The sequence below is a fragment of the Bradyrhizobium sp. 62 genome (assembly GCF_023073035.1).
In the GTDB taxonomy this organism is placed as follows: domain Bacteria; phylum Pseudomonadota; class Alphaproteobacteria; order Rhizobiales; family Xanthobacteraceae; genus Bradyrhizobium.
The window spans coordinates 39,152-54,664 of record NZ_JADPIT010000031.1; the positions used below are offsets into that span (position 1 = coordinate 39,152).

Annotated in this window: 16 protein-coding genes; 9 read left to right on the forward strand and 7 right to left on the reverse strand. The window is 64.5% G+C overall.

Going from position 1 to position 15,513, the window contains the following annotated elements:
- Positions 1-6 precede the first annotated feature (6 nt).
- Entirely contained in the window at positions 7-582 is a 576-nt protein-coding gene (locus IVB47_RS28200) for a glycosyl transferase (protein WP_247466183.1), read from the forward strand.
- A 62-nt stretch (positions 583-644) separates the two neighbouring features.
- Positions 645-1,571, forward strand: a complete 927-nt coding sequence (locus IVB47_RS28205) for a helix-turn-helix domain-containing GNAT family N-acetyltransferase (RefSeq protein WP_247466186.1) — start codon at positions 645-647, stop codon at positions 1,569-1,571.
- Between the two features lie 181 nt (positions 1,572-1,752).
- Here the strand turns inward: IVB47_RS28205 and moaB are convergent, their stop codons facing one another.
- Together moaB and IVB47_RS28215 are read right to left on the reverse strand one after the other, a co-directional pair.
- Positions 1,753-2,316, reverse strand: coding sequence for a molybdenum cofactor biosynthesis protein B (gene moaB, locus IVB47_RS28210; protein ID WP_247466189.1), 564 nt, complete (start codon positions 2,314-2,316; stop codon positions 1,753-1,755).
- A gap of 136 nt (positions 2,317-2,452) precedes the next feature.
- Entirely contained in the window at positions 2,453-3,385 is a 933-nt protein-coding gene (locus tag IVB47_RS28215) for a neutral zinc metallopeptidase (protein ID WP_027568595.1), read from the reverse strand.
- 409 nt (positions 3,386-3,794) lie between these two features.
- On the opposite strand from IVB47_RS28215, the gene IVB47_RS28220 reads away from it, so the two are divergent.
- From IVB47_RS28220 to IVB47_RS28230, 3 genes are all read left to right on the forward strand, one after another.
- Complete coding sequence (locus IVB47_RS28220; protein WP_275992023.1) at positions 3,795-4,925, forward strand: site-specific DNA-methyltransferase; 1,131 nt, start codon at positions 3,795-3,797, stop codon at positions 4,923-4,925.
- Between the two features lie 121 nt (positions 4,926-5,046).
- Positions 5,047-5,373, forward strand: coding sequence for a hypothetical protein (locus IVB47_RS28225; RefSeq protein WP_027568594.1), 327 nt, complete (start codon positions 5,047-5,049; stop codon positions 5,371-5,373).
- 132 nt (positions 5,374-5,505) lie between these two features.
- A complete protein-coding gene (locus tag IVB47_RS28230) occupies positions 5,506-6,192 on the forward strand; it encodes a glutathione S-transferase family protein (protein WP_247291226.1) in 687 nt (228 codons plus the stop codon).
- A 59-nt stretch (positions 6,193-6,251) separates the two neighbouring features.
- Here IVB47_RS28230 and IVB47_RS28235 read toward each other — a convergent pair whose 3' ends face one another.
- Positions 6,252-8,261, reverse strand: a complete 2,010-nt coding sequence (locus tag IVB47_RS28235) for a methyl-accepting chemotaxis protein (RefSeq protein ID WP_247291228.1) — start codon at positions 8,259-8,261, stop codon at positions 6,252-6,254.
- 338 nt (positions 8,262-8,599) lie between these two features.
- Entirely contained in the window at positions 8,600-9,043 is a 444-nt protein-coding gene (locus IVB47_RS28240) for a nuclear transport factor 2 family protein (protein ID WP_247466192.1), read from the reverse strand.
- Positions 9,044-9,133: 90 nt separating this feature from the next.
- Between IVB47_RS28240 and IVB47_RS28245 the strand changes: the two genes are divergently transcribed.
- Positions 9,134-10,054 (forward strand): LysR family transcriptional regulator, encoded by a 921-nt coding sequence (locus IVB47_RS28245; RefSeq protein ID WP_247466195.1) that lies wholly within the window; start codon positions 9,134-9,136, stop codon positions 10,052-10,054.
- Between the two features lie 83 nt (positions 10,055-10,137).
- Here the strand turns inward: IVB47_RS28245 and IVB47_RS28250 are convergent, their stop codons facing one another.
- Positions 10,138-10,758, reverse strand: a complete 621-nt coding sequence (locus IVB47_RS28250) for a glutathione S-transferase family protein (RefSeq protein WP_027568589.1) — start codon at positions 10,756-10,758, stop codon at positions 10,138-10,140.
- A 128-nt stretch (positions 10,759-10,886) separates the two neighbouring features.
- Here IVB47_RS28250 and IVB47_RS28255 point away from each other — a divergent pair, with 128 nt between their 5' ends.
- The gene (locus IVB47_RS28255) at positions 10,887-12,164 is read left to right on the forward strand and encodes a flavin-dependent oxidoreductase (RefSeq protein WP_247466198.1); all 1,278 of its coding nucleotides are present in this window, start codon (positions 10,887-10,889) and stop codon (positions 12,162-12,164) included.
- Positions 12,165-12,378: 214 nt separating this feature from the next.
- On the opposite strand, the gene IVB47_RS28260 is transcribed toward IVB47_RS28255, so the two are convergent.
- Both IVB47_RS28260 and mutY read right to left on the reverse strand, forming a co-directional pair.
- Complete coding sequence (locus tag IVB47_RS28260; RefSeq protein WP_027568587.1) at positions 12,379-12,798, reverse strand: PaaI family thioesterase; 420 nt, start codon at positions 12,796-12,798, stop codon at positions 12,379-12,381.
- Positions 12,799-12,866: 68 nt separating this feature from the next.
- Positions 12,867-13,967, reverse strand: a complete 1,101-nt coding sequence (gene mutY, locus IVB47_RS28265; protein WP_247466201.1) for an A/G-specific adenine glycosylase — start codon at positions 13,965-13,967, stop codon at positions 12,867-12,869.
- 122 nt (positions 13,968-14,089) lie between these two features.
- Here mutY and IVB47_RS28270 point away from each other — a divergent pair, with 122 nt between their 5' ends.
- A complete protein-coding gene (locus tag IVB47_RS28270; protein ID WP_247466204.1) occupies positions 14,090-14,584 on the forward strand; it encodes a DciA family protein in 495 nt (164 codons plus the stop codon).
- Between the two features lie 127 nt (positions 14,585-14,711).
- Positions 14,712-15,386: a DsbA family protein gene (locus IVB47_RS28275; RefSeq protein ID WP_018454930.1), complete on the forward strand. Its 675-nt coding sequence runs from the start codon at positions 14,712-14,714 to the stop codon at positions 15,384-15,386.
- Positions 15,387-15,513 lie beyond the last annotated feature (127 nt).

Below are 15,513 nucleotides of genomic sequence, written 5' to 3' on the forward strand. Positions count from 1 at the left end.
TCAATCATGCTGAGCGTCATCATTCCGACCGAAGGCGTCGAGCAGACGGCGGTCGCAACCCTGGCCGCGCTGGTACCCGGTGCCGCCGCAGGCATCGTCCGGGAAGTGCTCCTCGTCGATGGCACCCGCAATGGGGTCATCGAGCGCGTTGCCGACGTCGCGGGCTGCCGTTTCATCGGCTTCGAAGGATCCATGCAGGGCGCCGCGCTCGCCGCCGGCGCACTCCAGGCCCGTTCGTCCTGGCTGATGTTCCTCCCCGCCGGCGCCGTCTTGGAAACCGGCTGGATCGAGGAAACCGCCCAGTTTATCCAGTCCGTCTCGACCAGCGGCCGGGATCGTGCGGCTGTCTTCCGCTATGCCCGCTCACCCTACGCCGATGCCGGCTTCCGCGATATCCTATGGGCCCTGATGCGCAAGCTCGTCGGTCCCTTCGGCGATCAGGGACTTTTGATCGCGCGTGATCACTACGACCGCATCGGCGGCTACCCGCCCCAAGCCCGCCGCTCCGAGGCGCGGTTGCTCCGGCGGCTCGGCCGCTCGTCGCGGATCATGCTGCGCAGCCGGATCGTCATGGTCGGCTGAAGCACTTCAATACTTGCCAAAGTCAAATAATTATTTGACAATGGCAAGTATCGAGGTGAGCCATGTTATTTGACGGTACCGAGAACCACGTCGCAGCGGTTCGCGCCTTCAACCGCTTCTACACCCGCAAGCTTGGCGTGCTCGACCAGCACCTTGGCAAGAGCCCGTTCTCGCTCAGCGAGGCCCGCGTGCTCTACGAACTCGCACAACGGGACGACCTTGCCGCAAAGGAGATCGGCAACGAGCTTGGCCTCGACCCCGGCTATCTCAGCCGCATCGTGCAGAGCTTCGACGAAAAGGGGCTGATCACCCGCAGGCCCCTGCCCGCGGATCGCAGGCAATACCAGCTCAGCCTCACTGCCAAGGGGCGCCAGAGCTTTGCCAAGCTGAACCTGGGCTCGCAAAACGAGGTCGCCGCAATGCTGGCTCAGCTTTCGGCCAGCGATGCAACGCGGCTCACGCAGGCTATGGCGACCATCGAAGCTGTGCTGGAGCATCGAAGCCAGCCCGCGGCTTTCATGCTGCGCAGCCATCGCGTCGGCGACATGGGCTGGGTCATCTCCCGCCAGGCCGCCGCCTATGCGGCCGACTACAACTGGGATATCAGCTACGAGGCCCTGGTCGCCGAGATCTGCGCACAGTTCATCAAGAACTATGACGCCGCGCGCGAGCACTGCTGGATTGCGGAAGTGGATGGCGAGCCGGTCGGCTCGATCTTTCTGGTCAAGGCCACGGACGAGATTGCCAAGCTGCGCCTGTTGCAGGTGGAGAAGAAAGCGCGGGGACTCGGTGTCGGCCGCGCGCTGGTCGAGCAATGCATCCAGGGCGCACGCGAGAGGGGCTACAGCAAGATGACGCTGTGGACGCAAAGCATCCTGGTCGCCGCGCGGGGCATCTATCAAAGTGCAGGCTTCAACCTCGTGAAGACCGAGCCGCATCACAGCTTCGGGCAGGATCTGATTGGGGAAACGTGGGAGCGGGATCTCTGACGCTTCAACAGCGGGCGAGATGCGCATAATATGTGCCCTCGCCCCTTGCGGGGGAGGGCAGCGACGCTGGTAGACACACACTCACTAGGGTGAGGGGTATGTCTCCGAGCACTCCGTGCCGATAGATACCCCTCATCCGGAGCGCCACCTTCCCCCACAAGGGGGGAAGGGAAGCAAGCACTTACACCGTCGAGCCCTGCGCCTTCGTCCGGCGCAGGTGCTCGTCCAGCCGCGGCATGATCTCGACGAAATTGCAGGGACGCGTGCGGTAGTCGAGCTGGGCTTTGAGGATGCCGTCCCAGCCGTCGCGGCAGGCACCGGGCGAACCTGGGAGGCAGAAGATGTAGGTTGCGCCCGCGACGCCGGCCGTGGCGCGGCTCTGGATCGTCGACGTGCCGATCTTGGCGTAGCTCAGCATGTGGAACGCGATCGAGAAACCGTCCATGCGTTTCTCGAACAGGGGCTCGACCGCCTCCGGCGTGACGTCGCGCCCGGTGAAGCCGGTGCCGCCGGTGGTGATGACGACGTCGACGCCTGCGTCCGCAGTCCAGCGGCGGATGACGGCGCGGATCGCCTCGACGTCGTCGGTGACGATCTCGCGCGCGGCGAGATGATGGCCAGCCGCAAGGAGACGGTCGGCCAGGGTCTGGCCGGATTTATCATCCACGAGCGCGCGCGTGTCCGAGACGGTGAGCACCGCGATGTTGAGCGGGACGAACTGTTTTGTTTCGTCGATGGAGGTCATTGCAACGCACCTTCTTTCCCCGCCCACTGACGTCATCCTGAGGTACGCGCTCTGGCGCGCCTCGAAGGATGGGCCACGGGCTCGCCATCCTTCGAGGCTCGCCAATTGGCGAGCACCTCAGGATGGCGGATAACCCCTACTGTCCGCCACCAAACGTGTTGCAGGCCTGGACGGTGCCCTGCTGGTAGCCGGTCATGAACCACTGTTTGCGTTGCGCGGCCGAGCCGTGGGTGAAGGAATCGGGCACGACGCGGCCTGTGGACTGGCGCTGCAGCGTGTCGTCGCCGATCGCGCTCGCCGTGGTGAGTGCGGCGTCGATGTCGCCCGGCTCCAGGAAGTTCGGCCGCTTCTTCGCCTCGCGATTGACCCAGACACCGGACAAGCAGTCGGCCTGCAATTCGACCTTCACCTGGAGCGCATTCGACTCCGCCTTGCTGCCGGCCTGCTGCTGCAGGCGCGTCACGCGCGGAATGATGCCGAGCAGGTTCTGGATGTGATGGCCGGCCTCATGGGCGATGATGTAGGCGGTGGTGAAGTTACAGGCGGACTTGCCGGAGCACCCGCGAAAACGCGTCTCGACCTCGCGGAAGAAACCGGTGTCGAGGAAGATGGTCCTGTCGGGCGGACAATAGAATGGTCCCATCGCCGACTCCGCCCGGCCGCAGCGCCCGCCATTGGTGACGTTGCGGAACAGCACGACCTTCGGACCGGTAAAGGACTGGCCCGAGGCCTGGAATATCTCGCTCCAGCGGTCGTCGATCTCGCCGAGGATGCCGGAGATCATGCTGCCCATCTCGTCGGTCGGCGCGCCGCGCTTGGCCGAGGTGGACTGGCGATCGGTCTGGTAGGACGGCGCCTGGCCGCCGCCGGTGAGGATCTCGGCGCCGCCGATCAGGATGCGCGGATCGATGCCGAAGGCGTAGCCGACCAGGCCGAGCACGATGATGGTGCCGATGCCGAGCCCGCCGCCGCCCATGGGGAGGCCGAACCCGCCTCCTCCACCGCCGCCGCCACCATCGTCGCGACGATCCTCGATGTCGTCGCTGCGGCGGAAATCATCGTAGCGCATGGCGGCTTCCCTCGGTCCTGGCTGGCATCATTGGGCGCAAAGGCGGCAAAGCTCAACGCACCATGCAGGTAAAATTTCCATTGCGTTAATCAATATCCCGCTCGGCAATTATTGCCTAGTGCGACAGCATGGCAATGCCAGCAATTTTTTCCGGGCATCGAGCAATTTTTTCCGAGAGGAATTTCGAGTCTTTTTGCGCTCCGATCACAGCCGCAACGCGAAGAAACACGAAATACACTGCAAAACACGGCGAATGCGCGGAGCGAACCGCGTGCAAGGCGCGATGTGAGAGCTATTCACGAAAGCGGCGGGTTAAGTCGATTTTTACTTTGCCGCTTCAATGTAACGGTCAGTCGGTTGTTTGGTCCCGCGTCGCCGACAGCGTCGCCTGAGTCAGAGTTCTTGAGTCATGGTAGAGTCGCGTCGCGGGGCGTCTGCAAGGGCGCCCCGCACAAATTTTGAGTCTCCTTCGCACAGCATCGTCCTCGGCGATTGCGTCGCAGAGATGTCGAAGCTTCAGGCTGGTTCGGTCGACCTGGTGTTCGCCGATCCACCCTACAATCTCCAGCTCAAGGGCGATCTCAAGCGCCCCGACGAATCCCATGTCGATGCGGTCGACGACGACTGGGACAAGTTCGATTCGTTCTCCGCCTATGACGATTTCACTCGCGCCTGGCTGCTTGCCGCCCGCCGCGCGATGAAGCCGTCGGCGACGATCTGGGTGATCGGCTCCTATCACAACATCTTCCGCGTCGGCGCGATCATGCAGGACCTCGGCTTCTGGCTCCTGAACGACATCGTCTGGCGCAAGACCAACCCGATGCCGAATTTCCGCGGCCGTCGCTTCACCAACGCGCACGAGACCATGATCTGGGCCGCGCGCGACGAAAAGGCCAAGGGCTACACCTTCAACTACGAAGCCTTGAAAGCCGCCAACGAGGACGTGCAGGCACGGTCCGACTGGCTGATCCCGCTCTGCACCGGCGAGGAGCGCCTCAAGGGCGCCGACGGCAAGAAAGTGCACCCGACGCAGAAGCCGGAAGGCCTGCTCGCGCGCGTGCTGCTGTCGTCCTCCAAGCCCGGCGATCTCGTGATCGATCCCTTCAACGGCACTGGCACCACCGGCGCGGTCGCAAAGCGCCTCGGCCGCTCTTATATCGGCTTCGAGCGCGACAAGACTTATGCGAAAGCCGCACAAGCGCGCATCGCCGCGGTCGAGCCGCTGCCGGAGGCAAGCCTCGCCCCGTTCATGACGGCGCGCGAAGCGCCGCGGGTTGCGTTCTCCGAGCTGATCGAGCGTGGCATGATCATGCCCGGCACCAAGCTGTTCGACGCCAAGAAGAAGTTCGGCGCGCTGGTCCGCGCCGACGGGGCCATCATGTTCGGCGACAAGGTCGGCTCCATCCACCGCATGGGCGCAGTGGCGCAAGGCGCGCAAGCCTGCAACGGCTGGACCTTCTGGCACATCGAGACCAAGAAGGGTCTCAAGCTGATCGACGAACTCCGCGCCGAAATCCGCGCCGGCATGGCGGCGGGGTAGCCTTCCTTTCGTCATCCCGGAGCGCGCCTCTTGGCGCGGCCCTGGAATCACGAGACTGGTTGAACACAGCGGCCGGCGGGACTAGATTGACCGCCTGCGCCCCGTCCCGACCGGTCCTCCCATGCGACGACAGTCCGAGACATTGCTGCTGGTGCCGCTGCTGCCGATCTTTCTGCTCGGCATGTTTCCGATGTTCCTGATCGCGCTGCTGGGATTTTTCGGCCTCGCCTTGTTCGGCGTGCTCGTGGTCTGTGTCGGGCTCGCCAGCAGCAACGAGGCCCATGACAGCTTCAATCACGACGTCATCGTTCACGGCTACGCGCGCGGATCGGAGCGCAAGGCGCGAGCTTCCGACATGCATATCGCTACCCGGCTCGGGCTGCGCCTGGAGGTCGTGGGCGCGGCCATGGTCATTACGGCGGCGATCGGCCTTTGTTACGCCGGCTGATCTGCGTGGCGCGCAGATACCGCCCGGCAAACTCGCCGGTTGCCCTCCCCGATAAGGTTCAGGCAAGACAAGGCCGCTTGCGGACATGTTGCTGCCTCCACTCTCAGCCAACAAACACAGGGGAGATGCCCGATGCTCAAATTCTATTTCAATGGCTCGCCGAACCCGACCAAGGTCGCGCTTTATCTCGAAGAGTCGGGCCTGGCCTTTGAGCCGGTGAAGATCGACACCCGCAAGGGCGAGCAGTTCACGCCGGACTATCTGAAGATCAATCCGAACGGCAAGGTGCCGGCGATCGACGACAACGGCACCATCGTGTTCGATTCCAACGCCATCCTGCTCTACCTGGCCGAGAAGACCGGAAAATTCCTGCCGGCCGCCAATTTTCGCGGCGAGATGCTGTCATGGCTGATGTTCGTCGCCACCGGCGTCGGCCCGTATTCGGGCCAGGCCGTGCACTTCAAGCATTTCGCGCCGAAGGACCAGAACCACGACTACGCGCATAACCGCTATCAGTTCGAGACCGATCGTCACTACAAGATTCTCGACGGTCACCTCGAAGGCCGCCGCTACATGGTCGGCGACAGCTATTCGATTGTCGACATGGCGCTGTGGGGTTGGGCACGGATGTTGCCGTTCAAGCTCGGCGACGATGCCTTCGCGCGATACCCGAACGTCAAGCGGCTGGTGGACGAGGTCACGGCGCGGCCTGCGGCGACGCGCGCGATCGCTCTGAAGGACAAGTTCACCTTCAAGGCGGAGATGGACGACGAGGCCCGCAGCAACATGTTCAAGCACATGACGACGAAAGTCGCCTGATCGCGTCCGGTCACAACGCGAGGCCACGCGCATGCGCGTGGCCTTTTTGCTTTTGAGGCTCAGGCGGCGTGGACCGAGCTCAGGAAGTTGGCGACTTCCTGCTTCAGGCGGTTGCTGTCGGCCGACAGCGAGCGTGCCGCCGAGAGCACCTGCGAAGAGGCCGAGCCGGTCTCGGAAGCCCCGCGCTGCACGTCGCCGATGTTGGACGACACGAGCTGCGTGCCCTGGGCCGCCTGCTGCACGTTGCGGGAGATCTCCTGCGTCGCCGCACCCTGCTCCTCCACGGCGGCGGCAACCGTCGACGAGATCTCCGACAGTCGCTCGATGGTGCCGCTGATCTCCCTGATCGAGCCGACCGACTCCTCCGTCGCGGCCTGGATGCCCGAAACCTGCTGGGCGATCTCACCGGTGGCCCTCGCGGTCTGCTCGGCGAGCGCCTTGACCTCCGAGGCGACCACGGCAAAGCCACGGCCGGCTTCACCCGCGCGCGCCGCCTCGATGGTGGCGTTCAGCGCCAGGAGGTTGGTCTGGCCGGCGATGGTGCTGATCAGCTCGACCACGTCGCCGATGCGGGCTGCAGCCTTGGAGAGCTCGCTGACGCGCGCGTTGGTCTTGCTCACCTGACCGACGGCTTCGCCCGCAATGCGCGCCGATTCCTGCACCTGGCGCGCGATCTCCGTCACCGAGGAGGACAACTCCTCGGTCGCGGAGGCCACCGCCTGCACATTGGCCGAGGCTTCCTGGGAGGCGGATTGCACTTCGGTGGAGAGATCCTGAGCGCGCCTCGCGGTTGCGGTCAGGGTGCCGGCCGAGCCCTCGAGTTCGTGCGATGCCGAGGATACGGTATCGACGATTTCGCCCACCGCCTGCTCGAACTGGCTGGCGAGCCGGGCCATGTCGGCCTTGCGGCCTTCGGCCTGCCGGGCCTCGGTTGCGGTCTGCTCATGGCGCAGCCTTTCGGTCTCGATCATGTTGGTCTTGAAGACGTCGATCGCCTTGGCCATGTCGCCGATCTCGTCGGCCTTGCCGCGCGAAGGGATCTCGACGGCGAGATTGCCCCCGGCAAGCAGCCCCATTGCGCGCGTCATCGAGGTCAGCGGCCCCACGATGCTGCGGGCGGTCAGGAAGGCGACGATCAGTCCGAACAGGACGGCGAGGCCGCCCGCAATCGCCTGGAGCGAGGTCGTGCCGTCGATCACAGCATCGGCCGCGGTGCGCGAATCCTTGTAATCCGTCTTCAAGGCCGTTTCCGTGACCTTGAGCTTGGCGATGCTCGCGGAGATGAGCGGTGCGAGATCCTTGTGGTAGATCTCGTCGGACCGCAGCATCGCGGCGGAGGTCGTTTCGAACGCGGATTTGTAGATACCGAGGGCGGTCTTCACGGGCGTCAGAGACGAGCGAAGGTCGGCCGCCTGCGGGCTCCTTTCGACGGCTGCGAGCCGCTGCACCGCCCTGTCGACATTGGTTCTGAAGGCGGTGGGGCCGTTGGTGTCGCGCAGAGCGAGGAAGCGCCAGTTCGCGATTCGAACCAGCAGGACCCGGGATTCGAGGTCCGCGACGAGCGACACCGTGTCGTCGTCGGCGGCGGCGCGGGCCACATCGACCAGCTTGGCCATCTTCACCGTCAGCTCTTCGCCGCTCGGCAACAGCGTCGCCTTGCCGGTCCGCGCCTCGTTGACGGCGTCGCCGAGACTGTCACGCAGGCTTTTCATTTTGGCGATGTCGTCGATCAGATCGTTGTAGAGCTTCCGCCGCTCCTCCGAGAGGGTGCCCTTTGCTCCAAGCTGTAATAGCCCCGTCGCCGCGGTCTCTCGCTCGGCAGCCTCCCGCATCGCAGGCTCGTTGGCGTCGTAAATGTAGCGCAGATTGGCCCGCTGGATGGCCTGAAAATGGGTCGATATCTCCAGGACGCGCGCCGTGCTGTCCGACAATTTGGAGAGTTTTTCGACCTGATCCTGAACGGACCGCAAATTCCAGATGGCGACCACCGCCATCACAAGACCAACCGCCACCAAGGCCATGAAACCTGCGTACAGGCGTCCCCTGATCCGCAAACGAAAACTCGGCATTCCCACTGTCCACTCAGAAGCATGTCAATTCGGGCGGACGAACAACTCCGGCGATTTATCGGGCCACCCCGGCAGCCGCGGATCGCGTTGTTCGCGACCCACGCTGCACCGCGACACAATGGGGGACACTCGTTAATTGAACCTTCAAATTTTTCGCGCGCGCATGCGTCAGACGGCACAAGATCTGCTGATTTTATCGGCAGGTGAGCAAGGTTTTGGCGAGAGGCCCGCAGCGCCATGCAGGCCGCTGCAGCTGTTCGGCCTGCGCCAGACCGACACGCCCCTCGCCGACCGCGGCGGATGGCACCGGTCGACGGACGCGACGCCGCTCGATCCGCTCAGCTCGCGGCCCCCACGAGCGTTTGCGGAAACGGGCCGAGGGCCTTCTCGGTCAGCACAGAGTCGCAATATTCCCGGATCTCCTTGATCTTGCCGTCCTCGAGACGAAACACGAGGCAATAGTCGTTGTCGTAGCGCACGCCTTCGGGCGTGACGTTGTCGCCCTTGGCTTCGACGACGACGACATCGCCGTCGGCGGTGAAGCGGTGGGCGACCGTCCGCGTCCGGTCGACAAGACGGGTCCGCACATAGGCGTGCAGGTCGCTGAGGATCGCTTCTTTGCCCGAAAAGGTGCGCGACCAGGAGTACTGGCCGGTCACGATCCATTTGGCGTCGTCGGCAAGGCTTTCGGTGAACAAGGCGCGGTCGCGCGCAGCCGGATCGCGGCTGGCGGCGGCGGCAAAGATATCCTGCATCAGCTTCTTGTTGGCGCTCGCGCTCATGGCGGCATCTCCCTTTGTGAGAACATCGAGATCATCGCCGCCGCCTCTAAATTCTTCAAATCGATAGTGGATATGATATCTATTCGCCTCATGAATTTGAATTCGCTCGACCTCAATCTCCTGACCGCGCTCGACGCGCTGCTGCGCGAGGCCAACGTCAGCCGCGCCGCCTTGCGGATCGGGCTGTCGCAGCCGGCGGCCAGTCATGCGCTCCAGCGTCTGCGCGACATCTTTCGCGATCCGCTCCTGGTCCGCACAGGCGCGCGCATGGAGCTGACGCCGCGGGCGCAAGCCTTGCGCGCGCCGCTGGCGCAGGCGCTCGACCAGGTGCGCGGGCTGTTCCTATCGGACGAATTTGACGCGGCGCGCAGCGAGCGGCAATTCCGACTGATGATGCCGGATCTCGCGGTAGAGCTGTTGATGCCGCCCTTGATGGAAAAGGTGACGCAGGCCGCCCCCAATGTCCGAATCGACGTGGTGCCGTGGCGGGGACCGGCGATTTTCCACGCCGAGTTCGCCCGCACCATCGATCTCGTGATCTCGATCGGCAACGCCTTCAAGGGCTTTCACCGCCAGCTGCTCTACACCGACAGCGACGCGCTCGCGGTGCGGCGCGGCCACCTCGTCGCCGCGAAGCTGAGGCGGCGCGAGACGTTCCTGGCCGCACGCCATGTGGGCGTGATCATCCGCGGCCAGCCGGAGGACCTGATCGACACTTGGCTGCGCACCAAGGGCATCGACCGGCACATCGCTCTCGTCGTCCCAGGCTATCTCGAAGCGCTGCACGTCGCCGCCCGCACCGACCTCGTCGCCTTCGTGCCGCGCCGGCTGATCGCGGCGCTGTCCAAGCAGCTCGGCCTCGTCACGGTGACGCCGCCGCTCGACCCCGGCATCGACGAGCAGTTCATGTTCTACCCGACCCGCGCGCAGATGGATCCGGGCTCAATCTGGTTGCGGCGGCTGATGCTGGAGACGGGACGGGAATTGGAGAAGAAAGGGCGCGCTGGGTAAGACGCAACTTCAAAGCAAATGGTGTCGTCCCGGGTCTGCGCTTACGCTTGCCCGGGACGACAAGGGAATATGTTCCCGCGCTGCTACGCCTTCTGCGCGTCCATCACCTTGCGCACGGCGGGGCGGTCGGACATGCGCTTGAAATGATCGGCGATCTTCGGCGTCGCGTTGATGTCGACGCTATCGCCTTCGAGCCAGGTCGACAGGGTGTAGAGATAAGGATCGCAGATCGTGAACTGCTCGCCCATCACCCAGGGCCCCTTGTACATCTTCTGCTCGATCAGGGCGAAGCAGGCCCCCATGGTCTTCGGGATCATCGCCTTCATGTCGGCGAACGAGCTTTCTTCGCTCGCCCAGCGTGCGCCGCGCATCTTGTGGGCATGGTTGATGTGCACGGTCGAGCAGAGGTAGGAGTTGAACGACTGCACCTGCGCGAAGTCGAAGGGATCGTCGAGCGGCGCGAGCTTCGCCTTGGGGAAGGTCTGCGCGAGATAGGCCAGCATCGCCGGGGTCTCGGTCAGGACGCCGCGATCGGTCACCAGCGCGGGCACGCGGCCTTTCGGGTTGATCGCGAGATACTCCGCGCTGTTCTGCTGGTTGGTCTTGAAGCTCAGCCGCTCCGCCGCGTAGTCGGCGCCGGCTTCTTCCAGGGTGATGTAGGTGGCGAGCGCGCAGGTGCCGGTGGCGTAGTAGAGCTTGAGCATGTCGGACCTCATGGGAAAGCCGGAAGGTAACGGCTGCGGGCCCCGAGGTCCATAGCACGAACTTCTCTTCGCAGTTGCCCACCGGCGCCCGGCTGTGCCAAGACGCCCCGAGTTGGAGGGGCTTTCCCATGACCGTACTCATCGCCGGTGGCGGCATCGGCGGGTTGACGCTTGCGCTCAGCCTGCACGCAATCGGCATTCCCGTAAAAGTGTTCGAGAGCGTCGCCGAACTGCGGCCGCTCGGCGTCGGCATCAACGTGCTGCCGCATGCGGTGCGCGAGCTGATCGAGCTCGGCCTGATGGACAAGCTCGATGCCAGCGGCGTGCGCACCCGCGAGCTTGCCTATTTCTCCAAGCACGGCAAGCCGATCTGGAGCGAGCCGCGCGGGCTGGAGGCCGGCTATAAATGGCCGCAGTTTTCGATCCATCGCGGCACGCTCCAGCAATTGCTGCTCGACACCGCGATCGAGCGCCTCGGCCGCGACAACATCCTCACCAGCCATCATCTGACCGGCTGGAGCGAAACCGCCGACGGCGTGCGCGCCGATTTCATCGACAAGGCCACCGGCAAGGCCGCAGCGACTTACGACGGCACGATCCTGATCGCCGCCGACGGCATCCATTCCGCCGCGCGAGAAAAACTCTATCCCGACGAAGGCCCGCCGATCTGGAACGGCCGCATCCTCTGGCGCGGCGTCACACCTGCAAAGGCCTTCCTCAGCGGCCGCACCATGATCATGGCCGGCCACGAGATCCTGAAATTCGTCTGCTATCCGATCTCGAAGGAACCTGACGCCGCGGGCAACCATCTGATCAACTGGGTTGCCGAGCGCCACATGCCGCCGACCTATCAATGGCGGCGCGAGGACTATAACCGCACCGCGCGCCTGGAAGAGTTCTTGCCCTGGTTCGAGAGCTGGCAGTTCGACTGGCTCGACGTGCCGGGCCTGATCAAGAACTGCCCGCACGCCTATGAATATCCGCTGGTCGATCGCGATCCGGTGTCACAATGGACCTTCGGCCGCGTCACGCTGATGGGCGACGCCGCACATCCGATGTACCCGATCGGCTCCAACGGTGCCTCGCAGGCGATCCTCGATGCCCGCACCATCACCCGCGAGATCCTGGCGCACGGCCCGACGCAAGCGGCCCTGCTGGCCTATGAGGCGGAGCGGCGGCCTGCAACCACCAGTCTCGTCCTGCTCAACCGCAAGAATGGCCCGGAGCAGGTGATGCAGCTCGTCGAGGAGCGCGCGCCGGATGGCTACAAGGTCGTCACTGACGTACTGTCGCAACAGGAGCTCGAGGATGTTGCCGCCAACTACAAGCGCGTCGCCGGCTTTCAGGTGGAAGCGCTGAATGCGAAGCCGCCGATCGTGAGCGCGGGTGCGCGCGCGACGAAATGAGTATTCGCACGAAGCGAGACGCACGTTGATGCGCCCTCGCCCCTTGCGGGAGAGGGCAGTGACGCCGGTAGACGCGGACTCACTCAGGTGAGGGGTCTGTCTCCGCGAGTCTAACTCTCATTTGAACTCGCCGAGACAAACCCCTCATCCGGCGCTTCGCGCCACCTTCTCGCAAGGGGAGAAGGGAAGTGGAGTGCGCAGCGAGACCGGAAAGCTACCGCACCACCCTCGCCGCTTCGAGCAGCCGCTCGCTCGCGCTTGCCGTCGCCAGCAGCGTGCCGTCCTCCGCCATCAGCTTTGCCTCGACGAACGCAATCGTCCTGCCGAGCTGCGTCACCTTGGCTTCACCGATGATCGGTCCGGGCTTTGCGGGCGCCAGGAAATTCACGGTCATGCTGATGGTGGTGGTGTAGAGCCGGCCCTCGCTCATCACCAGCACGGCGGGGCCCATCGTGTCGTCGAGCATGGCCGAGAGCATGCCGCCCTGGATGAAGCCGGCCGGATTACAGAACTCCGGCTTGCCGTCGAAGGCGAGCTTGATCCAGCCTTCCCCGGGACGGGCATCGAGCAGGCGCCACCCCAATAGCTCGGCACAGGGCGGCCTGGGAAAGTTGTCGAGCGCGGTCTTGATCATGCGAGCCTCCGTTGCCGACCACAGCTAACGCAGGCCTGCTGCCAGCATGTTGTCAGCAGGATGGGCTGCTAGGGGTCCAATCCATGCGCAATCACCTTACGCATGACGTTGGGCAATGCTTCGTCGGCGAGCGTGGCGATGGGCACCCAGCGCATGCCTGCCGGTGCCCGCGTGCGCATTACCACCTTCGCCGTGTAGACCACCAGTTCCAGCGGGAAATGCGTGAAGACGTGGGTGACCACGCCGATCTTGCGCTGCCAGCGCGAGAGCCCCTTCAGCTCGGGTGCCTGCTGTTTTGCCTTGGCATCTTCTTGCCCGGCCAGCCAATGCGATCCCGGTACCTCGGTCATGCCGCCGAGCAGACCCTTCTCGGGACGGCTGCGGACGAGCAGCTCGTCGCCGCGCGTGACAACGAAGGCGGCGCCGCGCCGTAGCGCGCCGCTCTTCTTCGGCGCCTTGCGCGGGAACGTGTCTTGCGTTCCGAGCGCGCGCGCCGTGCAGTCCTCGTTCAGCGGGCATAACGAGCAGGCCGGCCTTTTCGGCGTGCAGATCGAGGCCCCCAGATCCATCAGCGCCTGGGCGCTATCACCGGCGCGAGAATCGGCAAGCAGCGTCGCAGCCAACTCCTGAATCAGCGGCTTGGCCTGCGGGAGCTCTTCTTCAACTGCAAAGAGCCGCGAGACCACGCGTTCGATATTGCCGTCGACGGGCATGGTGCGGCGGTCGAACGCGATCGCCGCGATCGCTGCCGCCGTATAGGGCCCGATGCCCGGCAGCGCACGCAGGCCCACTTCGGTGTCGGGAAAGGCGCCGCCGTGCTCGCGCGTCACCGCGACCGCGCAGGCATGGAGATTACGGGCGCGAGAATAATAGCCGAGCCCGGCCCACATCCGCAGCACGTCGTCTTGCGAGGCCCGTCCGAGCGCGGTGACATCAGGCCAGCGCGCGACGAATTTTTCGAAATAGGGCCCGACCGCCTTCACCGTGGTCTGCTGCAGCATGATCTCGGACAGCCAGACGCGGTAAGGGTCGGATGCCTCGCCGGGCGCAGCGCGCCAGGGCAAGCGGCGGCGGTGGCGGTCGTACCATTGGAGCAGCGCGAGCGGGCGCGACGAGGTCTCCGGCGGAACTGGTTCCGATTTCGCCTTGAGGGCGGATTTGGGGCTCATGTTCACACTGTAGCGGCAATGCACCGATCTCTCCACGTCGTGCCCACGCTTGTCGCGGGCATCCACGTTTTTCTTCGCGGCGAAGAGCCTGTGGCCGACGCGCCGGAGTGCTATAAGGTCCCATGTCCAAGCTTCGCCCCATGAAACCCGGTCCTATCAGCGCCAAGCCGTTATCGCTCCTGCTCAACGACGTCTTCGCCGAGGCCTATGCCAAGCAGGGTTTTGCCGCGCGCGAGTTGGTGACGCGGTGGGCGCAGATTGCCGGACCGGAGATCGCGGCCCATGCTGAGCCGCTCAAGATGCAGTGGCCGCGGCCGGTCGAGGGTCAGCCGCAGGAGCCGGCCACGCTGGTGCTGCGGGTCGAGGGGCCGATGGCGCTGGAGATCCAGCACTCCGCCGATGTGATCCTGCAGCGGGTCAACCGCTTCTTCGGCTGGAGCGCGGTCGGCAAGCTGGCCTTCCGCCAGGCTCCGCTGTCGCGCGCCCGCCGGCCAATCCGGCCCGGCCCGCCGGACGCCAAATCGGTGGCCGAGGTGGCCGAGGGCTTGGGCGACATCGAAGATGAACAATTGAAGTCGGCGCTGGCTCGTCTCGGGGCCGCCATCAAGCGAAATTGAGCCTTATTCTGCGGCCAAACTGGACCTGTCCTTGCCGCTCGCCATTGCCTCAAGCGACGTTTCAAGCTAGCGACAGGCCGTCTGAATGGGAATTTCGGGCGAGACCACGCCAATCCGGGAGCCGACCTTGATCATCACCCGCCGCGCCTTCACCTCGATGCTGTCGCTGACCGGGCTTGCCGCGCTCGCTGGGTTCTCGCCGCTGCGGTTCATCTCCGATGCCATGATCCCTGAAGCCATGGCGCAGGCGGCGGCCGGCGACGTCGCCAAGCCGGTGTCGCTGCCCGACATGGCGCTGGGCCCGAAGGACGCCGCCGTCACCATCACCGAATACGCCTCGATGACCTGTCCGCATTGCGCGGCCTTCAACGAGCAGGTGTTTCCCAAGATCAAGTCGGAATACATCGACACCGGCAAGGTGCGTTACGTCTTCCGCGAGTTCCCGCTCGACATCAAAGCCGCCGCTGGCTCGATGCTGTCACGCTGCATCGCCAATGGTGATGCGCCGAAATACTTTGCCGTCACCGACATGCTGTTCCGCCAGCAGAACGACTGGGTGGTGAAGAACACCACGGAGACCCTGACCCGGATCGGCAAGCAGGCCGGTCTGACCCAGCAGCAGGTCGAGGCCTGCCTGAAGGACCAGGCGCTGCTCGACAAGATCGCCGCCGACCAGAAATATGCCAGCGACGTTCTGAAGGTCGATTCGACGCCAACGTTCTTCGTCAACGGCGAGAAGATCAAGGGCGAGACCTCATTCGAGGAATTCGCCAAGAAGATCAATCCGCTGCTCAAGAGCTGATTCGCTCGTCAAGATTCTGATTCGCATCTCGATAGCCGTATCTTTCCCGGCATAAATCCCTTGGGAAAAGCGGCTTTCGCCGGTTGCCCTCGCGGCGCACCGCGGCCATTGTCCGACCGCATGAGGC

Bases quoted from the DNA above. Each gene is read 5' to 3' on its own strand.
- IVB47_RS28240 (WP_247466192.1), bottom strand. From the start codon at position 9,043: ATGAGCGCGAGCGCCAACAAGAAGCTGATGCAGGATATCTTTGCCGCC.
- IVB47_RS28225 (WP_027568594.1), top strand. From the start codon at position 5,047: ATGCGACGACAGTCCGAGACATTGCTGCTGGTGCCGCTGCTGCCGATC.
- IVB47_RS28245 (WP_247466195.1), top strand. From the start codon at position 9,134: ATGAATTTGAATTCGCTCGACCTCAATCTCCTGACCGCGCTCGACGCG.
- moaB (WP_247466189.1), bottom strand. From the start codon at position 2,316: ATGACCTCCATCGACGAAACAAAACAGTTCGTCCCGCTCAACATCGCG.
- IVB47_RS28270 (WP_247466204.1), top strand. From the start codon at position 14,090: ATGTCCAAGCTTCGCCCCATGAAACCCGGTCCTATCAGCGCCAAGCCG.
- IVB47_RS28220 (WP_275992023.1), top strand. From the start codon at position 3,795: ATGGTAGAGTCGCGTCGCGGGGCGTCTGCAAGGGCGCCCCGCACAAAT.
- IVB47_RS28205 (WP_247466186.1), top strand. From the start codon at position 645: ATGTTATTTGACGGTACCGAGAACCACGTCGCAGCGGTTCGCGCCTTC.
- IVB47_RS28215 (WP_027568595.1), bottom strand. From the start codon at position 3,385: ATGCGCTACGATGATTTCCGCCGCAGCGACGACATCGAGGATCGTCGC.
- IVB47_RS28230 (WP_247291226.1), top strand. From the start codon at position 5,506: ATGCTCAAATTCTATTTCAATGGCTCGCCGAACCCGACCAAGGTCGCG.
- IVB47_RS28255 (WP_247466198.1), top strand. From the start codon at position 10,887: ATGACCGTACTCATCGCCGGTGGCGGCATCGGCGGGTTGACGCTTGCG.
- IVB47_RS28200 (WP_247466183.1), top strand. From the start codon at position 7: ATGCTGAGCGTCATCATTCCGACCGAAGGCGTCGAGCAGACGGCGGTC.
- IVB47_RS28250 (WP_027568589.1), bottom strand. From the start codon at position 10,758: ATGCTCAAGCTCTACTACGCCACCGGCACCTGCGCGCTCGCCACCTAC.
- IVB47_RS28260 (WP_027568587.1), bottom strand. From the start codon at position 12,798: ATGATCAAGACCGCGCTCGACAACTTTCCCAGGCCGCCCTGTGCCGAG.
- mutY (WP_247466201.1), bottom strand. From the start codon at position 13,967: ATGAGCCCCAAATCCGCCCTCAAGGCGAAATCGGAACCAGTTCCGCCG.
- IVB47_RS28235 (WP_247291228.1), bottom strand. From the start codon at position 8,261: ATGCCGAGTTTTCGTTTGCGGATCAGGGGACGCCTGTACGCAGGTTTC.